General features: G+C 40.2%; 14 protein-coding genes. 6 read left to right on the top strand and 8 right to left on the bottom strand.

Features of this window, described 5'->3' with window-relative positions:
- Positions 1 to 66 precede the first annotated feature (66 nt).
- From VJJ03_RS00570 to VJJ03_RS00580, 3 genes are all read right to left on the bottom strand, one after another.
- Positions 67 to 2,328 carry an aconitate hydratase gene (locus VJJ03_RS00570; protein ID WP_323973161.1) on the bottom strand — a complete coding sequence of 754 codons (2,262 nt, stop codon included), beginning with the start codon at positions 2,326 to 2,328 and terminating at the stop codon, positions 67 to 69.
- 98 nt (positions 2,329 to 2,426) lie between these two features.
- Positions 2,427 to 4,640 carry an NADP-dependent isocitrate dehydrogenase gene (locus VJJ03_RS00575; protein ID WP_323973163.1) on the bottom strand — a complete coding sequence of 738 codons (2,214 nt, stop codon included), beginning with the start codon at positions 4,638 to 4,640 and terminating at the stop codon, positions 2,427 to 2,429.
- Between the two features lie 2 nt (positions 4,641 to 4,642).
- Positions 4,643 to 5,926 (bottom strand): citrate synthase, encoded by a 1,284-nt coding sequence (locus VJJ03_RS00580; protein WP_323973164.1) that lies wholly within the window; start codon positions 5,924 to 5,926, stop codon positions 4,643 to 4,645.
- Positions 5,927 to 6,250: 324 nt separating this feature from the next.
- On the opposite strand from VJJ03_RS00580, the gene VJJ03_RS00585 reads away from it, so the two are divergent.
- The 6 genes from VJJ03_RS00585 to VJJ03_RS00610 all read left to right on the top strand — a co-directional run bounded on the left by VJJ03_RS00585 (position 6,251) and on the right by VJJ03_RS00610 (position 14,316).
- Positions 6,251 to 7,597, top strand: a complete 1,347-nt coding sequence (locus tag VJJ03_RS00585; protein ID WP_323973166.1) for an MATE family efflux transporter — start codon at positions 6,251 to 6,253, stop codon at positions 7,595 to 7,597.
- 11 nt (positions 7,598 to 7,608) lie between these two features.
- A complete protein-coding gene (locus VJJ03_RS00590) occupies positions 7,609 to 8,592 on the top strand; it encodes a D-alanine--D-alanine ligase (RefSeq protein ID WP_323973168.1) in 984 nt (327 codons plus the stop codon).
- Between the two features lie 81 nt (positions 8,593 to 8,673).
- Positions 8,674 to 9,738, top strand: coding sequence for a magnesium/cobalt transporter CorA (gene corA / locus VJJ03_RS00595; protein ID WP_009744718.1), 1,065 nt, complete (start codon positions 8,674 to 8,676; stop codon positions 9,736 to 9,738).
- Positions 9,739 to 9,868: 130 nt separating this feature from the next.
- Complete coding sequence (locus VJJ03_RS00600; RefSeq protein ID WP_323973170.1) at positions 9,869 to 10,798, top strand: DUF4299 family protein; 930 nt, start codon at positions 9,869 to 9,871, stop codon at positions 10,796 to 10,798.
- A 26-nt stretch (positions 10,799 to 10,824) separates the two neighbouring features.
- A complete protein-coding gene (locus tag VJJ03_RS00605; protein ID WP_009744720.1) occupies positions 10,825 to 13,104 on the top strand; it encodes an NADP-dependent malic enzyme in 2,280 nt (759 codons plus the stop codon).
- A 543-nt stretch (positions 13,105 to 13,647) separates the two neighbouring features.
- Positions 13,648 to 14,316 (top strand): LysE family translocator, encoded by a 669-nt coding sequence (locus tag VJJ03_RS00610; RefSeq protein ID WP_323973172.1) that lies wholly within the window; start codon positions 13,648 to 13,650, stop codon positions 14,314 to 14,316.
- Between the two features lie 88 nt (positions 14,317 to 14,404).
- On the opposite strand, the gene VJJ03_RS00615 is transcribed toward VJJ03_RS00610, so the two are convergent.
- The 5 genes from VJJ03_RS00615 to VJJ03_RS00635 all read right to left on the bottom strand — a co-directional run bounded on the left by VJJ03_RS00615 (position 14,405) and on the right by VJJ03_RS00635 (position 19,718).
- A complete protein-coding gene (locus VJJ03_RS00615; RefSeq protein WP_323973174.1) occupies positions 14,405 to 14,911 on the bottom strand; it encodes an OmpH family outer membrane protein in 507 nt (168 codons plus the stop codon).
- Positions 14,912 to 15,052: 141 nt separating this feature from the next.
- The gene (locus VJJ03_RS00620) at positions 15,053 to 15,865 is read right to left on the bottom strand and encodes a class I SAM-dependent methyltransferase (protein WP_323973175.1); all 813 of its coding nucleotides are present in this window, start codon (positions 15,863 to 15,865) and stop codon (positions 15,053 to 15,055) included.
- 631 nt (positions 15,866 to 16,496) lie between these two features.
- Positions 16,497 to 17,171 carry a tRNA (adenosine(37)-N6)-threonylcarbamoyltransferase complex dimerization subunit type 1 TsaB gene (tsaB, locus tag VJJ03_RS00625; protein ID WP_323973177.1) on the bottom strand — a complete coding sequence of 225 codons (675 nt, stop codon included), beginning with the start codon at positions 17,169 to 17,171 and terminating at the stop codon, positions 16,497 to 16,499.
- Between the two features lie 87 nt (positions 17,172 to 17,258).
- Entirely contained in the window at positions 17,259 to 18,464 is a 1,206-nt protein-coding gene (locus tag VJJ03_RS00630) for an alpha/beta hydrolase (RefSeq protein WP_323973179.1), read from the bottom strand.
- Positions 18,465 to 18,689: 225 nt separating this feature from the next.
- Complete coding sequence (locus tag VJJ03_RS00635; protein ID WP_009744776.1) at positions 18,690 to 19,718, bottom strand: nucleoside hydrolase; 1,029 nt, start codon at positions 19,716 to 19,718, stop codon at positions 18,690 to 18,692.
- Positions 19,719 to 19,729: the final 11 nt, after the last annotated feature.

The raw sequence follows: 19,729 nt of genomic DNA on the forward strand, positions 1-19,729 counted from the left end.
AAGAGGCTGTCCGAAAAGAGTAGCCTCTCTTCTATTTTACTTTTCGTCTATATACTCAGATTAATGCTACTTATTCTTAGCAATAAGATTCAATGCGCTACCAGCCTTAAACCACTCTATTTGAGAGGCGTTGTAGGTATGGTTGCAGGTGATGACATCCTTGCTGCCGTCCTTGTGAACAAACTCCAAGTGTAGGGGTTTGTTGGGTGCAAAGTCGGTGAGGTCAAGGAAGTTGATAGTATCATCTTCTTGGATCTTGTCATAATCGGCCTCGTTGGCAAAGGTTAGGGCAAGCATACCTTGCTTTTTGAGGTTGGTTTCATGGATACGCGCAAAGGACTTAACCAAAACAGCCTTTACTCCTAAGTGGCGTGGTTCCATAGCTGCATGTTCGCGAGAGGAACCTTCCCCATAGTTCTGATCGCCCACTACGATAGAAGGAACCCCAGCAGCCTTGTAGGCACGTTGTACCTTAGGCACTTCGTCATACGCACCTGTGAGCTGATTTTTGACACTGTTGGTCTTGCCATTGAAGGCATTCACAGCCCCGATGAGCATATTATTGGAGATATTGTCCAAGTGCCCACGAAAGCGCAACCAAGGCCCTGCCATGGAGATATGGTCGGTAGTACATTTGCCTTGTGCTTTGATGAGCAGTTTAGCCCCAGTGATATTCTTTCCGTCCCAAGGGGCGAAAGGTTCCAAGAGTTGTAGGCGGTTGGAGGTAGGGGATACCACGACTTCTACATTACTACCATCTTTGGCAGGTGCCTGATAACCAGGGTCATCTACGGCAAATCCTTTGGTTGGGAGTTCTTCTCCGTAAGGAGGTTTGAACCTTACCTCTTCGCCCTTGTCGTTGATAAGGGTATCGGTAAGAGGGTTGAAGTCTAAGCGACCTGCAATGGCTAGCATAGCTACCATTTCAGGGGAGGTTACAAAGGCATGGGTGTTAGGGTTTCCGTCGGCACGCTTGGAGAAGTTACGGTTGAAGGAGTGTACGATGGTGTTTTTCTCCTGTTTTTCTGCTCCTTCTCTGTCCCACTGACCGATACAAGGGCCGCAAGCGTTGGTAAATACCTTGGTGCTGAGTTGTTTGAAAGTATCAATAATACCATCGCGCTCGATGGTGTAACGAATCTGTTCGGAGCCTGGGTTGATACCAAAGGAAGCCTTAGGGGTAACGCCCAACTCAATGGCTTGCTTAATTACTGATACAGCGCGGCTCAAATCCTCATAGGAGGAGTTGGTACAAGAACCAATAAGCCCCCATTCCACTTTGAGAGGCCAATCATTGGCGCGGGCTACTTCCTTCATCTTGCTTACAGGCGTACCACGGTCAGGAGTGAAAGGCCCATTGATATAAGGCTCTAGCTCGGAGAGGTTGATCTCAATAAGTTGGTCAAAATATTTCTCAGGTTCGGCATATACTTCAGGGTCAGCGGTCAGGTAGGTAGCTATTTTGTCGGCAGCAGCAACAACATCCTCACGGCCAGTAGCCTTGAGGTAGCGGCGCATGGACTCATCGTAGCCAAAGGTAGAGGTTGTAGCTCCTATCTCAGCCCCCATGTTACAGATTGTACCCTTACCAGTACAAGAGAGAGATTGAGCACCTTCGCCAAAGTATTCCACAATAGCACCTGTACCCCCCTTCACAGTAAGGATATCAGCTACTTTGAGGATTACGTCCTTGGGGGCAGTCCATCCGTTGAGCTTACCGGTGAGTTTGACCCCGATGAGCTTAGGGAATTTTAGCTCCCAAGCCATACCTGCCATCACATCTACCGCATCGGCACCTCCGACACCTATGGCAATCATACCTAATCCGCCAGCATTGACGGTGTGGGAGTCAGTACCAATCATCATTCCCCCAGGGAAGGCATAGTTTTCCAAGACAATCTGGTGGATAATTCCAGCCCCAGGCTTCCAGAAACCAATCCCATATTTGTTAGATACAGAGGAAAGGAAATCAAAAACCTCTTTGGACTGTTCGGTAGCCACTTTAAGGTCTATTTCGGCACCTTCTTTGGCTTGGATAAGGTGGTCGCAGTGTACGGTTGTAGGTACAGCTACTTTGGATTTGCCAGCGTGCATGAACTGCAAGAGTGCCATTTGAGCGGTGGCGTCCTGACAAGCGATGCGGTCAGGGGCGAAATCCACATAATCTTTTCCTCGTGCAAAGGCCTGGGTAGGTGTTCCTTCCCAAAGGTGTGCATAAAGGATTTTTTCAGCGAGGGTAAGGGGGCGGCCTACGATGCTACGCGCCTTATCTACTCGCTCAGGCATACGGTCGTATACCTTTTTTATCATTTCAATATCAAATGCCATACGTTGTTAGTTTTAAGTTATGAGTTATGAATTTTGAGTTGTTAGTGGTTAGAGGCTAGTCACTAAAGACTAATCACTAACCACTAACCACTAACCATTTAATTATTAATAATTGAATTAAATGTTTTACTAGGGCGCATCACCTCGAAGGTTAGTGCTTCGTTGGGGTGGTAGTAGCCTTGTATATCTACAGGTTTTCCTTGCACCTGCATAAGTTCGCTTAAGATTTGTGCCTCATTATCAGCCAAGGCTTTGGCGATGGGTGCAAATTCTTGGGCGAGCGCACTGTCCTGGGTTTGTGCGGCTAAAGCCTCAGCCCAGTAGCGCGCCAAGAAGAAATGGCTGCCACGGTTGTCCAAGGTGCCCACTTTGGATTGGGGAGATTTGCCTTCTTCAAGGACTTTACCTACAGCTACGTCCAAAGCATCGGCAAGTGCTTGTGCCTTAGGGTTTTTGTAGGTTTGTGCAAAGTGCTCTAAGGAAGCACCCAAGGCGAGGAACTCCCCAAGGGAATCCCAACGCAAGTGATTTTCTTGGAAGAGCTGTTCGGCTAGCTTAGGCGCAGAACCTCCCGCACCTGTTTCAAAGAGTCCGCCGCCGTTCATTAGAGGGACAATGGAAAGCACTTTGGCACTGGTGCCGAGTTCCAAGATCGGAAATAAGTCTGTGAGGTAGTCGCGCAAGACATTACCAGTAACGGAGATGGTATCCAATCCCTTTTTAGCTCGCTTGAGGGAGAAAAGGGTAGCCTCTTCGGGGGAGAGAATATGGATTTCCAATCCTTCGGTGTCGTAGTCATTCAGATAGCGACCTACTTTCTTGATAAGTTCGTGGTCGTGAGGGCGGAGGGTATCCAGCCAGAAGACAGCAGGAGCACCTGTAGCTCTTGCACGGCTTATGGCGAGCTTTACCCAGTCTTGTACGGGTGCATCTTCCACTTGGCACATACGCCAAATGTCGCCTCGTTCTACTTGGTGAGAGAGATATACCTTGCCATGCGCCCCTACAACACGTATTTCCCCGTCTTCAGGAACTTCAAAAGTTTTGTCATGAGAACCATATTCCTCGGCTTTCTGCGCCATGAGGCCTACATTGGGCACAGAACCCATAGTGGTAGGGTCGAAAGCTCCATATTCTTTGCAGAAGTCTATCACAACCTGATACACTCCTGCATAACTACTGTCGGGTAGTACGGCGAGGGTATCTTGGGTTTCTCCTTTGGCATTCCACATTTTTCCTGAATTGCGAATCATGGCAGGCATGGAAGCATCAACGATGACATCGTTAGGAAAGTGTAAGTTGGTGATGCCCTTGTCGGAATTGACCATGGCCACAGCGGGCGCTTCGGCGAATACCTTTTCTATATCTTTTTCGATAGCAGATCTTTCGGCATCGGGGAGGGAGCTTATTCTGTCTAAGACATCGGAGAAGCCATTGCGCGTGTTCACCCCTAGGCGCTTGAAGGTATCGGCATATTTGCTAAGAAGAGGCTCAAAGAAAGTTTCCACAGCATAGCCAAAGAGAATAGGGTCGGAGACCTTCATCATAGTGGCTTTCAGGTGCAAAGAGAGCAATACCCCTAGCTCCTTAGCACGGGCAAACTGCTTTTTATAGAAATCCAGTAAGGCCTTTCGACTCATTACCGTAGCGTCAATAATCTCTCCTTCTTGTAGAGGGAGGTTGTCCTTGAGCAGTTGGGTTTTACCAGAGGCAGTGAGTAGTTCTATACGTACGGTGTCGGCAGCTTTGAGCGTTACAGACTGTTCGTTATGATAGAAATCCCCTTCGTCCATGGTAGCCACTGTGGTTTTGGAATCCTTACTCCAAGCTCCCATGCTATGCGGATGGGTTTTGGCATAGGCTTTGACTGCCTTAGGAGCACGACGGTCGGAGTTACCTTCCCTAAGGACAGGGTTTACTGCACTTCCTTTGACCTTGTCATAGCGCGCTTTGATGGCCTTTTCTTCTTCTGTAACAGGAGCTTCAGGATAGGGGGGTAGGGGATAGCCTTGTTTTTGCAATTCGACAATGGCCGCCTTGAGCTGAGGCACAGAGGCGCTGATATTGGGCAACTTGATGATATTGGCCTCAGGGGTAGTGGCTAAGTGCCCCAACTCATCTAAGTCATCTTTCACCTGTTGCTCCTTAGAGAGCCATTCGGGGAAAGCTGCCAAGATACGCCCTGCCAAAGAAATATCCTTCAGCTCAAAGGTGACATTTGAAGAGGCACAGAAGCGCTGAATAATAGGCAGTAGTGAGTGTGTGGCCAAAAAAGGAGCTTCGTCGGTTTTGGTATATACAATGCTTTTCATAACTATCTCTTGTTAAGTTCCACAAACGGACGTTGGGTGGCTCCTACATATATTTGACGAGGACGACCGATAGGCTCTCCGCCTTGGCGCATTTCTTTCCATTGTGCAATCCAGCCAGGTAGGCGGCCGATGGCAAAGAGTACGGTGAACATTTCCAAGTGCATGCCCAAAGCCTTGTAGATGATACCAGAATAGAAATCCACATTGGGGTAAAGGTTGCGAGCTTTGAAGTATTCGTCCTCAAGAGCTACTTTTTCTAGATGCTTAGCAATAGCGAAGATAGGTTCGTCTATGCCCAAGGCATTGAGCACATCGTCGGCTGCGGCCTTGATAATAGTAGCACGCGGGTCAAAGTTCTTATACACACGGTGTCCGAATCCCATAAGGCGGAATGGATCATCTTTGTCTTTGGCACGACGGATGAACTTATCCACATCACCCCCATCGCTATGAATCTCTTCGAGCATCTCAATTACGGCTTGGTTGGCACCACCATGTAAGCGCCCCCAAAGAGCAGATACCCCAGAGGAGATACTTGCGAAAAGACCCGCCTCGGAAGAACCTACCAAGCGTACGGTAGAAGTAGAGCAGTTTTGCTCGTGGTCGCCATGGAGAATCAGTAACTTGTTCAGTGCGGAGACAATCGTAGGATTGATTTCGTACTTTTCGGTAGGAATAGAGAAGAACAATTGTAGGATATTCTCTATATAGCCCAATTCATTATTGTAGTAGTTGAGCGGTAATCCCTCACGCCTACGATATACCCAAGTGGCGATAATGGTTACTTTGGCAATTGCCTTACACACTGCTTCATATACGTCTTTTTCACAATGTACATTTACAGGGATAGGATTGAAAGCCGTTAGCGCACTGGTAGCCGCTGAGAGTACTCCCATAGGGTGGGCAGCCTTAGGAAAGCCGTTGAGGATCTGACGCATTTCCTCATGTACCAAAGTGTATTTGTGAATGGTTTTCTTGAATTTGTCATACTCTTCTACGGTAGGAAGTTCTCCGAAGATAAGCAGATAAGCTACCTCCAAGAACTCCGCCTTGGCTGCCAAATCCTCTATGTTATAACCACGATAGCGGAGAATTCCTTTTTCTCCGTCCAAGAAGGTAATGGCACTCTTGCAGGAACCTGTATTCTTGTAGCCAGAATCCAAGGTAATCAGCCCAGTGAGGGAGCGTAATTTTTCAATGTTAATAGCCTTTTCTCCTTCAGTTCCTACTACAATGGGAAGCTCATATTCTTTCCCTTCAAAAGTTAGTTTTGCTATGTTCTTCATAATACAAATTTTTAATATTTACCTCCACAAAAATACAATATTTTTTGAAAAGAAAAAGAGATAAGATAAAAAATATTTATTTTTAACAAATTAGCGATTAATATGTGAATTATTTTTGATAAATAACAATTAATTTCTATTATTTAGAAAATTTTATAAATTAAAGCATACATATTAAAAATAACTCAATGACTCTACTTTTTTTGTAAGACTGAGTTTTCTAAGAAAATCACTAAAGATTTCTTTTTTTGACTTCTTTTGGTATGTTCTGAAAAATAATGTACTTTTGCAGAGCTTTATAAAGTAATTAGCAATCATCATTTTTTGAGCCGAATATCCATAAAAGAGATTAACCGTCTGGCACTACCTGCCCTTGTGTCAGGAGTGATAGAACCAGTGATTTCCCTTACTGATACGGTAATGGCAGGGCATATTCCTGTCAATACAAAGGAAGTATTAGGGGCAGTGGGTATTGTATCTTCTTTTTTGACGGCTTTGGTATGGATATTTATTCAGATTAGTCGTGCCATTTCCTCACAGGTGGCTTATGCTTATGGTCAAGGGAGTGTAGCACAGTTAAAGAGTTTAGTGGCTCAGATACTCTCCCTTTCTCTGACAATTTCTTTATTTTGTTCCATTGTAGCCTTCTTTACCTCTAAGATCATTCTTGTTAACTTCTATGAGGCAGATGGAATTCTGTTGGACTACTGTTTGGATTATTTTCGTATTCGGGTATGGGGCTTCCCTTTTATTCTACTTACTCTTACTATCCATAGCATATTCAGAGGTTTACAGAACACCTCTTGGAGCATGTATATCAGTCTATTAGGAGGAATAATTAATATTACACTTAATTATACTTTTGTCTTTATTTTTCATTGGGGCATTAAAGGGTTGGCATGGTCAAGCCTTCTAGCACAAATAGTTATGTTGGTGGTTTCGGTGCACTATCTGTATCGGAAGACTCCTTTCCGCTTTTTCAGAACAAAGAACTTACATCCCAAGTTTTTTCAGAATTTACGAATGAGTCTTAACCTATTTATTCGTTCTACCCTTTTGCAAGCAGTGCTTTATTTCTCTTTCCTAAGAGCCACTATTTTAGGAGGCGGAGAGGATAGTACTATCGTGGCTACCCACACCTTATTGAATCAGGTATGGCTTTTCTCTGTTTTTCTCTTTGATGGTTATTGTAATGCAGGAGGAGTGCTCTCAGGGCGGTTATACAGTGCTCGGCAGTACCAAACTATTCGTTATATGGTAAGGGATTTGTTTTTCATTGTTCTGGGAATAGGAAGTTTAATTATGATGCTGTACTTTATCTTTTATTTTCAGATGGGGGTATTCCTTACTAAGGATAGTGATGTTCAGTTGTTATTTTTTGAAACTTTTTGGATGGTTGTTCTCATGCAGCCACTCAATGCTATCACCTTTCTCTTTGATGGAATTTATAAAGGAATGGGGCTTACTATCGTATTACGCAATACTTTTATCATAGCAACCTTTTTAGGCTTTTTACCTACATTTTATGTAACAGAGTTTCTCTTGGAATGGGGACTTAAAGGGATTTGGGTAGCTTTTTTTGTATGGATGTCCTTTCGTGGAGGTATTCTTATCCTTCATTATAGAAACTTTTTTATATCAAGAACAGAACATTTGTTTAATATATCATAATTAATATCGAAATGAAAAATATCGCTGTACTTATGGGAGGATATTCCCGAGAATCAGAAGTATCTCTTAAGAGTGCTGCCACAGTAGTGGAACACTTAGATAAAAGTAAATATGCTTCCTATCCCATCCTTATCACTAAGGAGAAATGGGTATATATGGATTCTCAAAATCAAGAGTTTGTAGTAGATAAAAATGATTTTTCCCTAATCCTTAAGGGGAAGAAAATCACTTTTGATTGTGCTTTTAATGCTATTCATGGTACCCCAGGAGAGGATGGCTACCTACAAGCCTACTTTGCCCTTGTGGGGGTTCCTATTACGGGTTGTAGCATGTATGCTTCTGCCCTTACATTTAATAAGCGTGATATGCTATCGGTGCTGAGCCCCTATGGAATTCCTCGTGCTAAAGCATATTACCTAAACCAAGGAGAACATTTCTCCGTACGAGAAATTATAAAAACAGTAGGGTTACCTTGTTTTGTTAAAGCTAATAGATCGGGTAGTAGCTTTGGTGTATACAAAGCATATAATGAGAAGGATATAGATGATGCTATTGAAAAGGCTTTTGAGGTGGATAATGAGATTATCATTGAGGAATTTCTTAAGGGAACGGAGGTTTCTGTAGGGGTGATTACTTATCGGGGAAAAAAGAAGGTTTTGCCCATTACTGAGATTGTCTCTGAGAATGATTTCTTTGATTATCAAGCCAAGTATCAAGGTAGGTCCAAGGAGATTACTCCAGCTCGCCTAACTGCTCAAGAGAAGGAAAAAGTAGAAGCCCTTGCTCTTAAAGTATATGACCTTTTGCAGATGAAAGGCTTTAGCCGAAGTGAATATATTTTGGTAGGGGGAGAACCTTATTTGTTGGAGATGAATACCACACCTGGACTCTCCAATGCGAGTATCCTCCCACAACAGGCAAAAGCAGCAGGTATTACTCTTGCCAACCTCTTTGACAATGCTATAGAGGAGGTGATGGAAACGCATGAAGAATAATTACAATAGATATTTTTTTCTTGTTGTAAAAAGTTGTACTTTTGTGCCAAACTTACTAGTTATCTAAATTTATTCCTTGAAGTGAGTAACAAAAAGAAGAAAGCTAATAGAGCTAAGAAAATAGGATTGCCTCCAGGTAGCTTAGTTTATTTTGGCGAAAAAGAAAAGGCAATTGATATAGAAGTCATTTCTTTCTCTGAGGGTTCTTTCCATAAGCAGAAGGTACTCTCCAGTGAGAAAGCACTCTCTTTTATTACTCCAGAGAAGATTACTTGGATAAATATCAATGGGCTTAATAATATTGAGGAAATACGAAAAATAGGTAATTATACGCACCTTAATGCACTGCTCTTGGAGGATGTACTGGATACAGAACATCGCCCAAAAGTGGAACTTTTAGAGGATAACTTACTGGTTATTATAAAGATGCTATTTTTTCAAGGAGAGGAACTTATTGCTGAGCACTTAGCCCTACTCTTAGGAGAGAACTACCTTATCACCTTTCAGGAATCAGAGGGAGGGGATGTGTTTGATCCTGTGCGCAAGCGCCTACAGGAAGCAGAAGGAGCTATAAGGAAGCATACAGCGGATTTCTTGCTTTTCGCCCTTTTGGATGCGATTGTGGATAACTATCTGGTAATTCTTGATAAAGTGAGTGATACCATTGAGGCTATTGAAGATGAGATCATCACTCACCCACGTGAGGATATGATTTCTGAAATACAAGTTCTAAAGAAAAAAGCCGCTTTTCTTCAGAAATCTATTGTACCTGCCCGTGAAGTGATTTCCAGAATAGAAAAGAATAACCATCACCTTATTCGAGGAGGAACAAAGCCATATTTCCGTGACCTGCATGACCATATTGTACAGATTGTAGAAACCCTTAGTACCTATCGGGATACCCTCTGGGGACTTACCGATACTTATATGGGGGCGATGAGTAATAAAATGAATAATATTATGCGCCTACTAACCCTGATTTCTACAATCTTTATCCCACTTACTTTTATTGTGGGAGTATATGGCATGAATTTTGAGTATATGCCTGAGCTCCATTATTCATGGGCATATCCCGCTTGCTGGGTGTTAATGTTGCTTATCTCTGTGATTATGCTGCTCTATTTCAAGCGTAAGAAATGGCTTTAATTTAATATAATAACGATTGTAGCCAAGCAAAATAATTTGCAAAATATGAGTATCTGGCACATAGGGTAGGGAAAACTTTTCTATCTATTTGTATTTTATTATGATTGACTATAATAACTAATTTAGAGATATGAGTCGTACTTTTTATGTCAAAAACACACAAGCTCCTAAGGTAATGAGTACAGAAGAGCTTCTAAGTGTTGCAGGAGGAGATTTCAGACAATTTGTTGTTTCCCAAGATGAAGAAAACTTTAAAGAGGTTATGCAAATGCCCTTAAATAAGTTTGGCTATATGCTTTTTGGGCAAGAGGGCATTAGTGGGCGAGGCTTTGAGGTAAGTTATCAGGAAGGAGAACCTGCCGCTTATGAGGTGCGTGTTTTCACTCCCAGTACCGAGAGGGATTGGCTTGGAGCAATGGAATTCATGAGTAAACTCGCCATATATCTACAGGTGGATATCATAGATGAAGAAGGCATGGAGTACAAAGCCAACCATATCACTTATAACTATAGAGGAGATATTGAGTTTGGAGTAAGGTGCTATGAAGGTGAGCGAGAAGAAAGTTTTATCTTTGGTGTATGTCGCCCTATTGCACTGAATGCAGAAATTGTGGGTCGCCTACTCTCAGCTCAGGATAAGGTAAAGGCTTTTAGTGATTTTGTGGAGAGCCAACAGCAACACGAGGATATCTTTATTGCTAATCAAATATTCTATCAGAATGATAAAGGAGAAATTATAGGTACCTATACCCTGACCAAAACTGTCCCTACTGTATTGCCTTATCAGTATCCTCCTTTTATTGATATTACTAAAACAGATCTCCAGCAGGAGGATATCTTGCAGTGGCGCATCTCTTTGGTAGATACAGAAGGAGGTGAGGATGGGCTCAACTACTTAGGAGATTTGGATTATAAGACTTTCCTTGAGCGCTTACCACAGGAGAAAATCAAAAAATTGGATGGTCATTATATGCTCCTACAGATGGATACTACCCAACAGATGGAGGCATTACTTGGGAAAACAAGCCTCTTGGGTAAAATAAAGAACTTTTTTAAATAAAAAATACTAATTAAAAAAAATTATAAATGAAAGAACATCATAAAAAAAGTGATGCATTGGACTATCATGAGTATCCCCAACCTGGGAAGATAGCCGTAGTACCTACCAAGAAACATGCAACTCAGTATGACCTCTCTTTGGCTTACTCTCCTGGAGTAGCTGAGCCATGCTTGGCTATTGAAGAGAACAAAAATGATGCTTACCGATATACCAATAAGGGAAACCTTGTGGCGGTAATTTCCAATGGTACTGCTGTACTGGGACTAGGGAATATTGGTGCTGATGCTGCCAAACCTGTTATGGAAGGAAAGGGATTGCTCTTTAAGATTTTTGCCGATATTGATGTATTTGATATTGAGGTAAATACTACCGATGTGGATACCTTTGTTAATACGGTTAAGGCAATTGCTCCTACTTTTGGAGGTATTAACTTAGAAGATATTAAGTCACCAGAAGCCTTTGAAATTGAACGACGTCTTAAAGAAGAATTGGATATTCCAGTTATGCATGATGACCAACATGGGACTGCCATTATCTCCGCAGCTGCCTTGAAGAATGCCTTGGAGATTGTTGGAAAGGATATTAGCAAAGTACGTATCGTAGTCAATGGAGCAGGAGCAGCAGCAATTTCCTGCACCCGCCTATATATTGCTTTAGGGGCAAATCCTAAGAATATTGTTATGCTTGATAGTAAAGGAGTCATACGCAAAGATAATCCAAATTTGGACGCTCTAAAAGCAGAATTCGCTACCGATCATAACCTTCATACCTTAGAGGAAGCCATCAAGGATGCCGATGTGTTCATTGGACTCTCAAAAGGAAATGTAGTAAGCCCTCAAATGCTTCTTTCCATGGCTAAAGATCCCATCGTTTTTGCTATGGCAAATCCTACTCCTGAAATTGCTTATGACTTAGCTATCCAGACACGTCCAGATATCATTATGGCAACAGGTCGTTCCGATACTCCTAATCAGGTGAATAACGTATTAGGGTTCCCTTTTATCTTCCGCGGTGCTTTGGATGTACGGGCTACTAAGATTAATGAACAGATGAAACTCGCTGCGGTACATGCCTTAGCGAACCTTGCCAAAAAGAGTGTTCCTGACCAAGTAAACGCTGTATACGGAGGCATTAACCTTACCTTTGGTAAGGAATATATTATCCCTAAACCTTTTGACCCACGCCTTATTTATGAAGTACCTCCTGCGGTAGCTAAGGCAGCAATGGATTCTGGAGTAGCCCAAAAGCCCATTACCGATTGGGATGCTTACCGTGAACAACTTATGGATCGTTTAGGAGGTAGTAATAAGGAAATACGCGCCCTACAGGAGCGTGCCCGCCAGAATCCTAAGCGAGTGGTATTCCCTGAAGCTGATATCTTAGAAGTGCTCAAGGCTGCCCAACGTGTATATGAGGAAGGAATCGCCATTCCAGTACTCCTCGGTCATAAGGAGACCATTCTCTCCCACATGGAAAGATTGGACTTTAATGCTAACCTACAAATTATTGATCCTAAGAGTGACCAAGAAATAGAACGTCGCAAATCCTTTGCCGATATCTATTGGAAGAAACGCCAACGTAAAGGAATCACACAGCTCAATGCACAACGCCTTATGCGTGAACGTAATTACTTTGGAGCTATGTTGGTTAATACTGGGCAAGCTGATGCAATGATTACAGGTTATTCGCGTTCCTATCCACAGGTTATTCGCCCTATCTTGGACTTGGTGGAAAAGGAGGAAGGCTTTAGTCGTATCGCAGCAACCAGTATTCTTATTACCAAAAGGGGTCCACTATTCCTTTCAGATACTACTATGAATCCTAACCCTACAGCAGAGGATTTGACCTCAATCACCCTTGCTGTAGCCGAGAAAGCCAAGATGTTCGGTATAGAGCCTTCCATAGCTTTGCTTTCTTACTCTAACTTTGGTTCTGCCCCTTCAGAGAGCACTAAGAAGCTCACCAAAGTGGTAGAATATTTACACCGAAATTATCCTGATTTGGTGGTGGATGGTGAAGTACAGGTGGATATCGCTCTGAATCCTGAAAAGTTGGCAGCAGCTTTTCCTTTCTCGAAACTCAATAACGGGAAACCTGCCAATGTATTGATATTCCCTAACTTAGAGTCAGCAAATATCTCTTATAAAATTATCAAAGAGGATGAAGGGCTTAATTCCATAGGTCCTATTATCTTGGGACTCTCTAAGCCTATTCACATTACCCTAATGAATGCCAGTGTGGATGAAATGGTGAACCTCACTACCTTTGCCGTAGTGGATGCTCAAGAGAGAGAAAGAAGAAAATAATTTCCCAAAATACAATAGGGGCAAGTTGCACAACTTGCCCCTATTTTTTATTTCTAAAGATCCTTTATAAATCAATCATCTTCTCCATGCAAAGGAATCTACTTATCGCATACTATTTACATAAGCCTCTTCTAAATTATAAATAGTTTAATCATAATACTTTGGATCATAATGAGTACCTACTATTTCTATTTTGTATAGATTAGTCCTATTTCTTAGATAAAACAACTCCTTTTTACCTGTATAAATTCATTAGGAAGATAAAAAATTATAATATCCTTTTATATGTAGAAATAGCCAAAAAAGGGATTTCTAATACGTAAAAACATAAGAATTAACCAATGAACACAAAAGACATTTCTGTAAAGACAGATGTTTCAGCCACTATAAGGGCTTTTGTAGAAGAGAAAATGATACAAGAGTAATGGTCTGCTCAGCAGGTTATGGGTTGATACCCTATAGAAAATCCATCAAGCTTGAATTAATTAAAAAAACCTTTTGATGTTCTCATTTTTTTATGTATATTTGCTTTTTATTTCAAAAATGATAGAGAATATTTTTGTAGCTATTTCCTTAGGCATAATATTGGCTTTCACAATAGGACCTGTATTCTTCATTCTAATAGAGACCAGTATCACCAAGGGAATGCGCTCAGCATTAGCTTTTGATTTTGGAGCTATCTCAGGAGACATTTTTTTCATAACATTAGCTTATTGGGGGACAAGTAAGCTAGCCAATTATATAGAAGACAATCCTAATTTATTCATTTATGGAGGTATTATTATTATTATTTATGGGGTGTTCTCCTATTTCAAAGAAAGGAAAGATTACAGACTAAACCCTCCTCAGGCACGTATAACCGTAATTAAGGAAGGGAATTATTTTACTTTTTTTTACAAAGGCTTTTTCTTGAATATTATCAATATAGGTGTTTTTTTCTATTGGCTGGCTACTATTGCTACCTTCTCTTCCAGACCGGGAAATACTTCCATGCGTACACTTATTTTTTTAGCAACAATACTACTGACATACTTACTCACAGATGTAGTAAAAATACTTATAGCAAAGCGACTTCGCCATAGGCTCACTCCCATTAATATTCATAAGGTAAAACAAGGAATTAATATTTTTTTAATAATATTCGGAATATTTCTACTCTTAAACGGTATTTTTCCTAATTACATACAATCTCTTAAAGAAATTCTCTTTTAAGATACTGTTATTTTCTTTTAAAATAAAAAAACGTTCCACGTGGAACGTTTGAGTAACCAATAACAATTAAAAAATAATAAAGCAATTTCTATTTCTTTTCATTAAGTGCTTTTACTACTTCTGCAGTGATATCCTTATCACTTTTACCATAATGTACACTTCCTCCATCATTGGCTCCAAGAATAAAGTCATAATTATGTTGCTTTCCATACTCCTTAATAAAGTTCTTTACTCTCTTAAGTAATGTATCCATTTTGGTACGACTTTCCTCCTGAATAGCTTGTTCTTCTGCCATAAGTTGCTGTTGTAACATCTGGCTTTCCTGTGCTAATTCACTATATTTTTGCTGTGCGACAGCAGGTGCCAAGCTCTTAGCTTGTGCTTCAAAAGCTTGTGCTTTTACTTGAAAAGCTTGAGAAATACTATCACGCTTGTGTTGATATTTATCAATCTTTCCTTTAAGAAGGATTTCTAAATTTTTCTTTTCTTGATAATCATCCAAAAGCTTACTATTATCTACAAAAGCAATTTTCTGACTCTGCTGGCAAGAAGCAAGACTCAATAAAAGACCAATACTTAGAATAATCTTGTTCATAATAATACATTTTCAAAAAGTGGGACAAATGTACAAAATAAAATAACTACTCTGTTCGCTTTTAACAAAATAAATAGAAAACGAATAGATATTTAACTTTTTATTCTACTTAAAACCACTAAATATTTACTTTTTATCATTTTATTTCTTTATCTTTAACAGATAGATCAGCGATGAATATTCTCCTGTGCGTATAGCAGAAAGATTAGAACAAAAACCTTGATAAAACCCTTTAAAAAAGTTCATCTTCCCCGATTTATATTTTTCAGAAAGTAGGCTCACATAGAAGGCATCAAAGAACATGGGTTTTATCCCTACAAGTTCAAACCCTTTCTCTTCAAAAAGCAACCGAATACTCTCCTTAGAAAAATGCCAGAGATGGCGAGGTACATCATAGGCTGCCCAATATTCTTTATAATATTGTGCATCTCTACTTCTATAATTCGGCACTGCAATAATCAACAATCCCTCCTGATTAAGGTGTTCTTTAAGAAAATCTATTTCTTCCTTTAGGTTAGGAATATGTTCCAACACATGCCAAAGAGTAATCACTTCAAAAGTTTCTTCAACCCGATCTTGACTATTCTGTAGAAAAATCCCCTTCTCCCCTGCCCTATCACGAGCTTTTACCTCAGGCTCTATTCCCATCACTTTCCACCCTCTCCCTTTAGCTACACGTAAAAAATCACCCGTGCCCGCTCCTATATCTAAGAGTTTTCCTTTCGGTATATATTTTTCTATTAACTGCATTTTCTGTTGAAGTGTATATTTCTTCACACATTGATAGAGCTTTTCAAAAAACCCTCTCTTCCCATCTGTATGGGAAATATAAGCGTTACTTTGGTAATATTTTCCTAAATTCTCAGGAATAGGAGTGGTATAGTACAGTTGATAATACTTATCATATACTAACGAAAACTCCTCTCCACTCACACTATAATCTGTTATATTCATACTTCTTTATTAAAGCCCTTAAGATGTTCCACGTGGAACATCTTAATCATTAATACGCTTTTAAGCATTTCTCTTAATTATTCATTATTTAACTTATCAATTATATCAATACCCTAAATAATAAGTTCTTTTCTTAATTTAATATATTTTCGTCTATACATGAAATTAGTTATAATTTTGTTTTTACTCTATTTTGATATAGCCCTCTATAAGTATATAAATTCATTGAAAATCCTTATTTAAAAATATTTTTTTACTCAATATGTTCCACGTGGAACATATTAACCACTACTATTAATTGTTAAATATTCTTTTAAATAATTTATTTCATAACCTATTACACTATACTTAATTTTATTTATTAATATCTTAAATAACAAATTCTCTTTTAATTCAATTCATTATCTTACAAAAACAGCCATATTTCTTTAAATACCATAAAAATCAACCTTCAGAAACAGGCTAAATTTTTGTTTTTATTTCTTTTTAATATAAATCCTTATTAGTAGTATAGATCTCTTAAAAATACCTATTTAAAATCATTTTTTATTCTTCAATCTTTATTTTTCACTTAATATGTTCTGCGCGGAATACTAAAAATGTATAAATACTCAATATTGGCTACTAATCCTTATTTTTTATTACTTTGAAACTCTTTAAGGTAAAAAGGTTCAAAGTAGGCTATATTTTCAAAATGTTGTTGGTCATATTGTTTAAAAGCTAAAACTCCCATCTGCTTAGCTGAAGGAAATTTATTCTCCCAAAAATAAGCATTTTTATGCTTACAAATAGCTTGGAACTTAGTGATTCCATCTCCTAAAAAAATTGTTTTTCCCTTATTAAGGTAAGTATCAAACGTACTTTCTGTAAGAATTTCTGCCCTCTCCCCTACTATAGGAGAAAAATCATGATTATATACAACAGTAAAGACTTCCATCCTACGAGCATCTATCATAGGGATAATATATTTAATATCTGTAAATTCATACGTTACCCTTTCAGCTAAAATGCGCAAAGTAGGTAAGGCTATCAAAGGAATACCCCATCCATAACATAAGCCTTTAGCAGTAGCAGTACCTATACGCAACCCCGTATAGGAGCCCGGTCCTGCACTAATGGCTATAGCACTTATCTGATGAGGGTCTACAGCACTCTCCTTGAGAACTCTTTCTATAAATACATGTAAGTTCTCTGAATGAGAGAAACTCTCGGTTTGTTCCTCCACCAAGCATACTAAATTACTATCTGTAAAAAGGGCTACAGAACAATTCTTTCCAGAGGTTTCTAAAGATAATATAGTAGGCATAAATAATCTCTTTCGGCTGACAAAAGTACAAAAAAACAGCAAGTCTGTAATAACTTGCTGTAAAAAATAAATCATTTGCAAAGGTAATTATTTGTTTTCCAATACGTCATCAAAGAAAAGAAGCATTTGATGAGTATGGTACTTTCCATATTTGTAAAAAGTTTCTTGTGTTTTAGCATCCGGTTTCCAATCAAGGAAAGCATGCGTAGCGCCTCCTACTTGTATATATTCCACACGCTGACCTGCTTTCACTAAAGCATTCATATATTTCTTTACCTGTTCATCCTTAATCAGAGGATCCTCTGTTCCTCTAAGCAATAGCTGGGGAACTGCACGCTTGGAAACTTCAGGAATACCATTGATAGGTGCTACTTCATTGCGGTATGGATAGTCCTTAAAACGATAAACGAGCGTTTCAGGAGCAAATACCCCATAGCTGGGAGCGACTGCCTTGATAGCCTTAGCAAGCTCACTTTTTACTTGGGCAATAGTTTTCCCTTTAGGCATATAAGTAGGTAAAAATTCATATATTCCTTGAGTTTTTCCAAAACCTCTGTCCCCTACTCTCTCTACAAAGTTAGCCACCGAAGCAGAAAGATGTCCACCTGCACTATCACCTGTTACACAGATACGAGTAGGATCGCCCCCATATTTAGTAGCATTTTCCATGATATGTAACAAAGCACCATACACATCTTCAATGAGTTGATGTAACTCAGTAGGCGTTTTGTCTCCATCCAAATTACCTGTCCAACGATAATCTATGTTAAAGACTACATAACGACCACTATTGGCTAACTCACGAGCAAAACCACGCATCACTTCTTCTGTATTGGAACTCCAACCACCTCCGTGAATAATCACAATACAAGGGAGGTTCTGCTTACCCTTAGGCGAATACACATCATACTTGAGGGTCTTTACCCCTGGCTTAGCATAGATGATATCTTGAGTTACATTTAGGTTTGCCTCTGCTTCTTTAGGAACAAAGCAAGCACCTATACTTAAGTCCTTATCTACTTTCACTTTAAAAGTAGAGGTTACCGATTCGTAATACATGGCACCCCATTGTCCAGGGGTAGAAAAGTAGCCTGTGTCAAAGCTATAGTCATTCTCTGGAGTGGTTTGGATCGTAAGGACAGTCCCTGCCTTGACCATACCATCCTTAGGGAGTTTAGGACTAATAGTGTAGGAACCATTACGAGCGGGATCAAGGGTTACCTTGAATTTCTTTTGTGCATAGACTCCCATTGAGAGGAGTGCTACTATGCTAAATAATAATAATCTTTTCATTTTTCTCTTATTTATATGTGATTTTAAGGTTTCTAAAAAGCCTATTAAGTAAAATCTTACTTTCTTCATTTCTAGAATATTGCTGAATATTTGCGAATAAAATAGATAGAGAGTACAGTTCCACACATAGTAGTAGCTTATTGGGCTATAGCAGGGATAGTAGTCATAGAAAGCACAGAAATGACTAAAATTTGCTTTAAATTTGCTTTCATATACAATTTTCATTTACTTATTGAAGAGTTGTAATTTCGCATAGAAATCCTCCAAAAGCAATCGGGTGTCCAATTGGTCATATACACGGATCTTTCTCCCTGAAGGATTCGCCTTGTAGGTGCCTTCGTTTGTAATCTGTGGGGCAGCTACTATGCGGTAAAGGCTAGAGGAGGGATCGGCTTCAAAGGAGGATTGCAGAGCAGTCAGTAGCACCAGTGGGTTATCTCCTTGTATGTAGGTCTCACCTATGTGCAGATCAAATCGTTGGGTACGCTCCATTACTCCTTCTATCTTTTGGGCTAAGAACTGACCTAACTTACCTTGGGACTTTACGCGAGTGGTCAGTTCAGCATAACTCATAAGCACTTGGCGATAAGCGTTTCTTGGTACTTGCCAGATCATCACTTCTGATTGGTTGAAAACGACCTGTGCCGCAGGGACAGAGATACCTAGATTGTATTCAACAGTGGAGTGATTTGGCGGTAGGTTGATGCCCTCATACTCGGAGCCTCCTATCCAAACCAAGGTGAATTTCTTGGCAATCTCAGGGCGCTTGAGCAGCGCAGAAGCTACATCGGTAAGGCCTGCCCCACTGACGATATACAGCGGGAGCTTGGTATCGGTACGCAGTGCCTCCTTGATGATAAAGTCGGTAGCCTCCGATTCGGTAGGGGTATGGGTGTTGGTAAGCCCTACATTAGAACCTGCCAAAACAGGAAATTTACCTTTCATACCCATAAGAGTTACCAGTTCTTGGGCATTGCGCTGGGCATTCTGTGCTGTTACGGTGGAGTTATCAAAGGGGTCATTGGGTTTCAGGTGAGTACCTACCACTGCCTGTACTTCTGCTGAGGGGGAGAGTAGCTGGTGTACCAACTGAAAATAACCATCTGGATCGCCTGAAAAGTCATTCAGCACAATCACCCGCATACGCGGCTTGATTACCCTTTGTGCATCACGATAGTAAGTCTGTGATATAGCAACAGTACCCACCATTAAGGACATAGAAAGGGTAATGAGCTGTTTTATAATTACTTTCATCTTTAAAGTTT

This window comes from Capnocytophaga sp. G2 (genome assembly GCF_035282625.1).
Classification (GTDB): Bacteria; Bacteroidota; Bacteroidia; order Flavobacteriales; family Flavobacteriaceae; genus Capnocytophaga.

Excerpts from the sequence above, each read along its gene's own strand:
- VJJ03_RS00570 (WP_323973161.1), bottom strand. The coding sequence starts at position 2,328 with ATGGCATTTGATATTGAAATGATAAAAAAGGTATACGACCGTATGCCT.
- VJJ03_RS00575 (WP_323973163.1), bottom strand. The coding sequence starts at position 4,640 with ATGAAAAGCATTGTATATACCAAAACCGACGAAGCTCCTTTTTTGGCC.
- VJJ03_RS00580 (WP_323973164.1), bottom strand. The coding sequence starts at position 5,926 with ATGAAGAACATAGCAAAACTAACTTTTGAAGGGAAAGAATATGAGCTT.
- VJJ03_RS00590 (WP_323973168.1), top strand. The coding sequence starts at position 7,609 with ATGAAAAATATCGCTGTACTTATGGGAGGATATTCCCGAGAATCAGAA.
- VJJ03_RS00600 (WP_323973170.1), top strand. The coding sequence starts at position 9,869 with ATGAGTCGTACTTTTTATGTCAAAAACACACAAGCTCCTAAGGTAATG.
- VJJ03_RS00605 (WP_009744720.1), top strand. The coding sequence starts at position 10,825 with ATGAAAGAACATCATAAAAAAAGTGATGCATTGGACTATCATGAGTAT.
- VJJ03_RS00610 (WP_323973172.1), top strand. The coding sequence starts at position 13,648 with ATGATAGAGAATATTTTTGTAGCTATTTCCTTAGGCATAATATTGGCT.
- VJJ03_RS00615 (WP_323973174.1), bottom strand. The coding sequence starts at position 14,911 with ATGAACAAGATTATTCTAAGTATTGGTCTTTTATTGAGTCTTGCTTCT.
- VJJ03_RS00620 (WP_323973175.1), bottom strand. The coding sequence starts at position 15,865 with ATGAATATAACAGATTATAGTGTGAGTGGAGAGGAGTTTTCGTTAGTA.
- tsaB (WP_323973177.1), bottom strand. The coding sequence starts at position 17,171 with ATGCCTACTATATTATCTTTAGAAACCTCTGGAAAGAATTGTTCTGTA.
- VJJ03_RS00630 (WP_323973179.1), bottom strand. The coding sequence starts at position 18,464 with ATGAAAAGATTATTATTATTTAGCATAGTAGCACTCCTCTCAATGGGA.
- VJJ03_RS00635 (WP_009744776.1), bottom strand. The coding sequence starts at position 19,718 with ATGAAAGTAATTATAAAACAGCTCATTACCCTTTCTATGTCCTTAATG.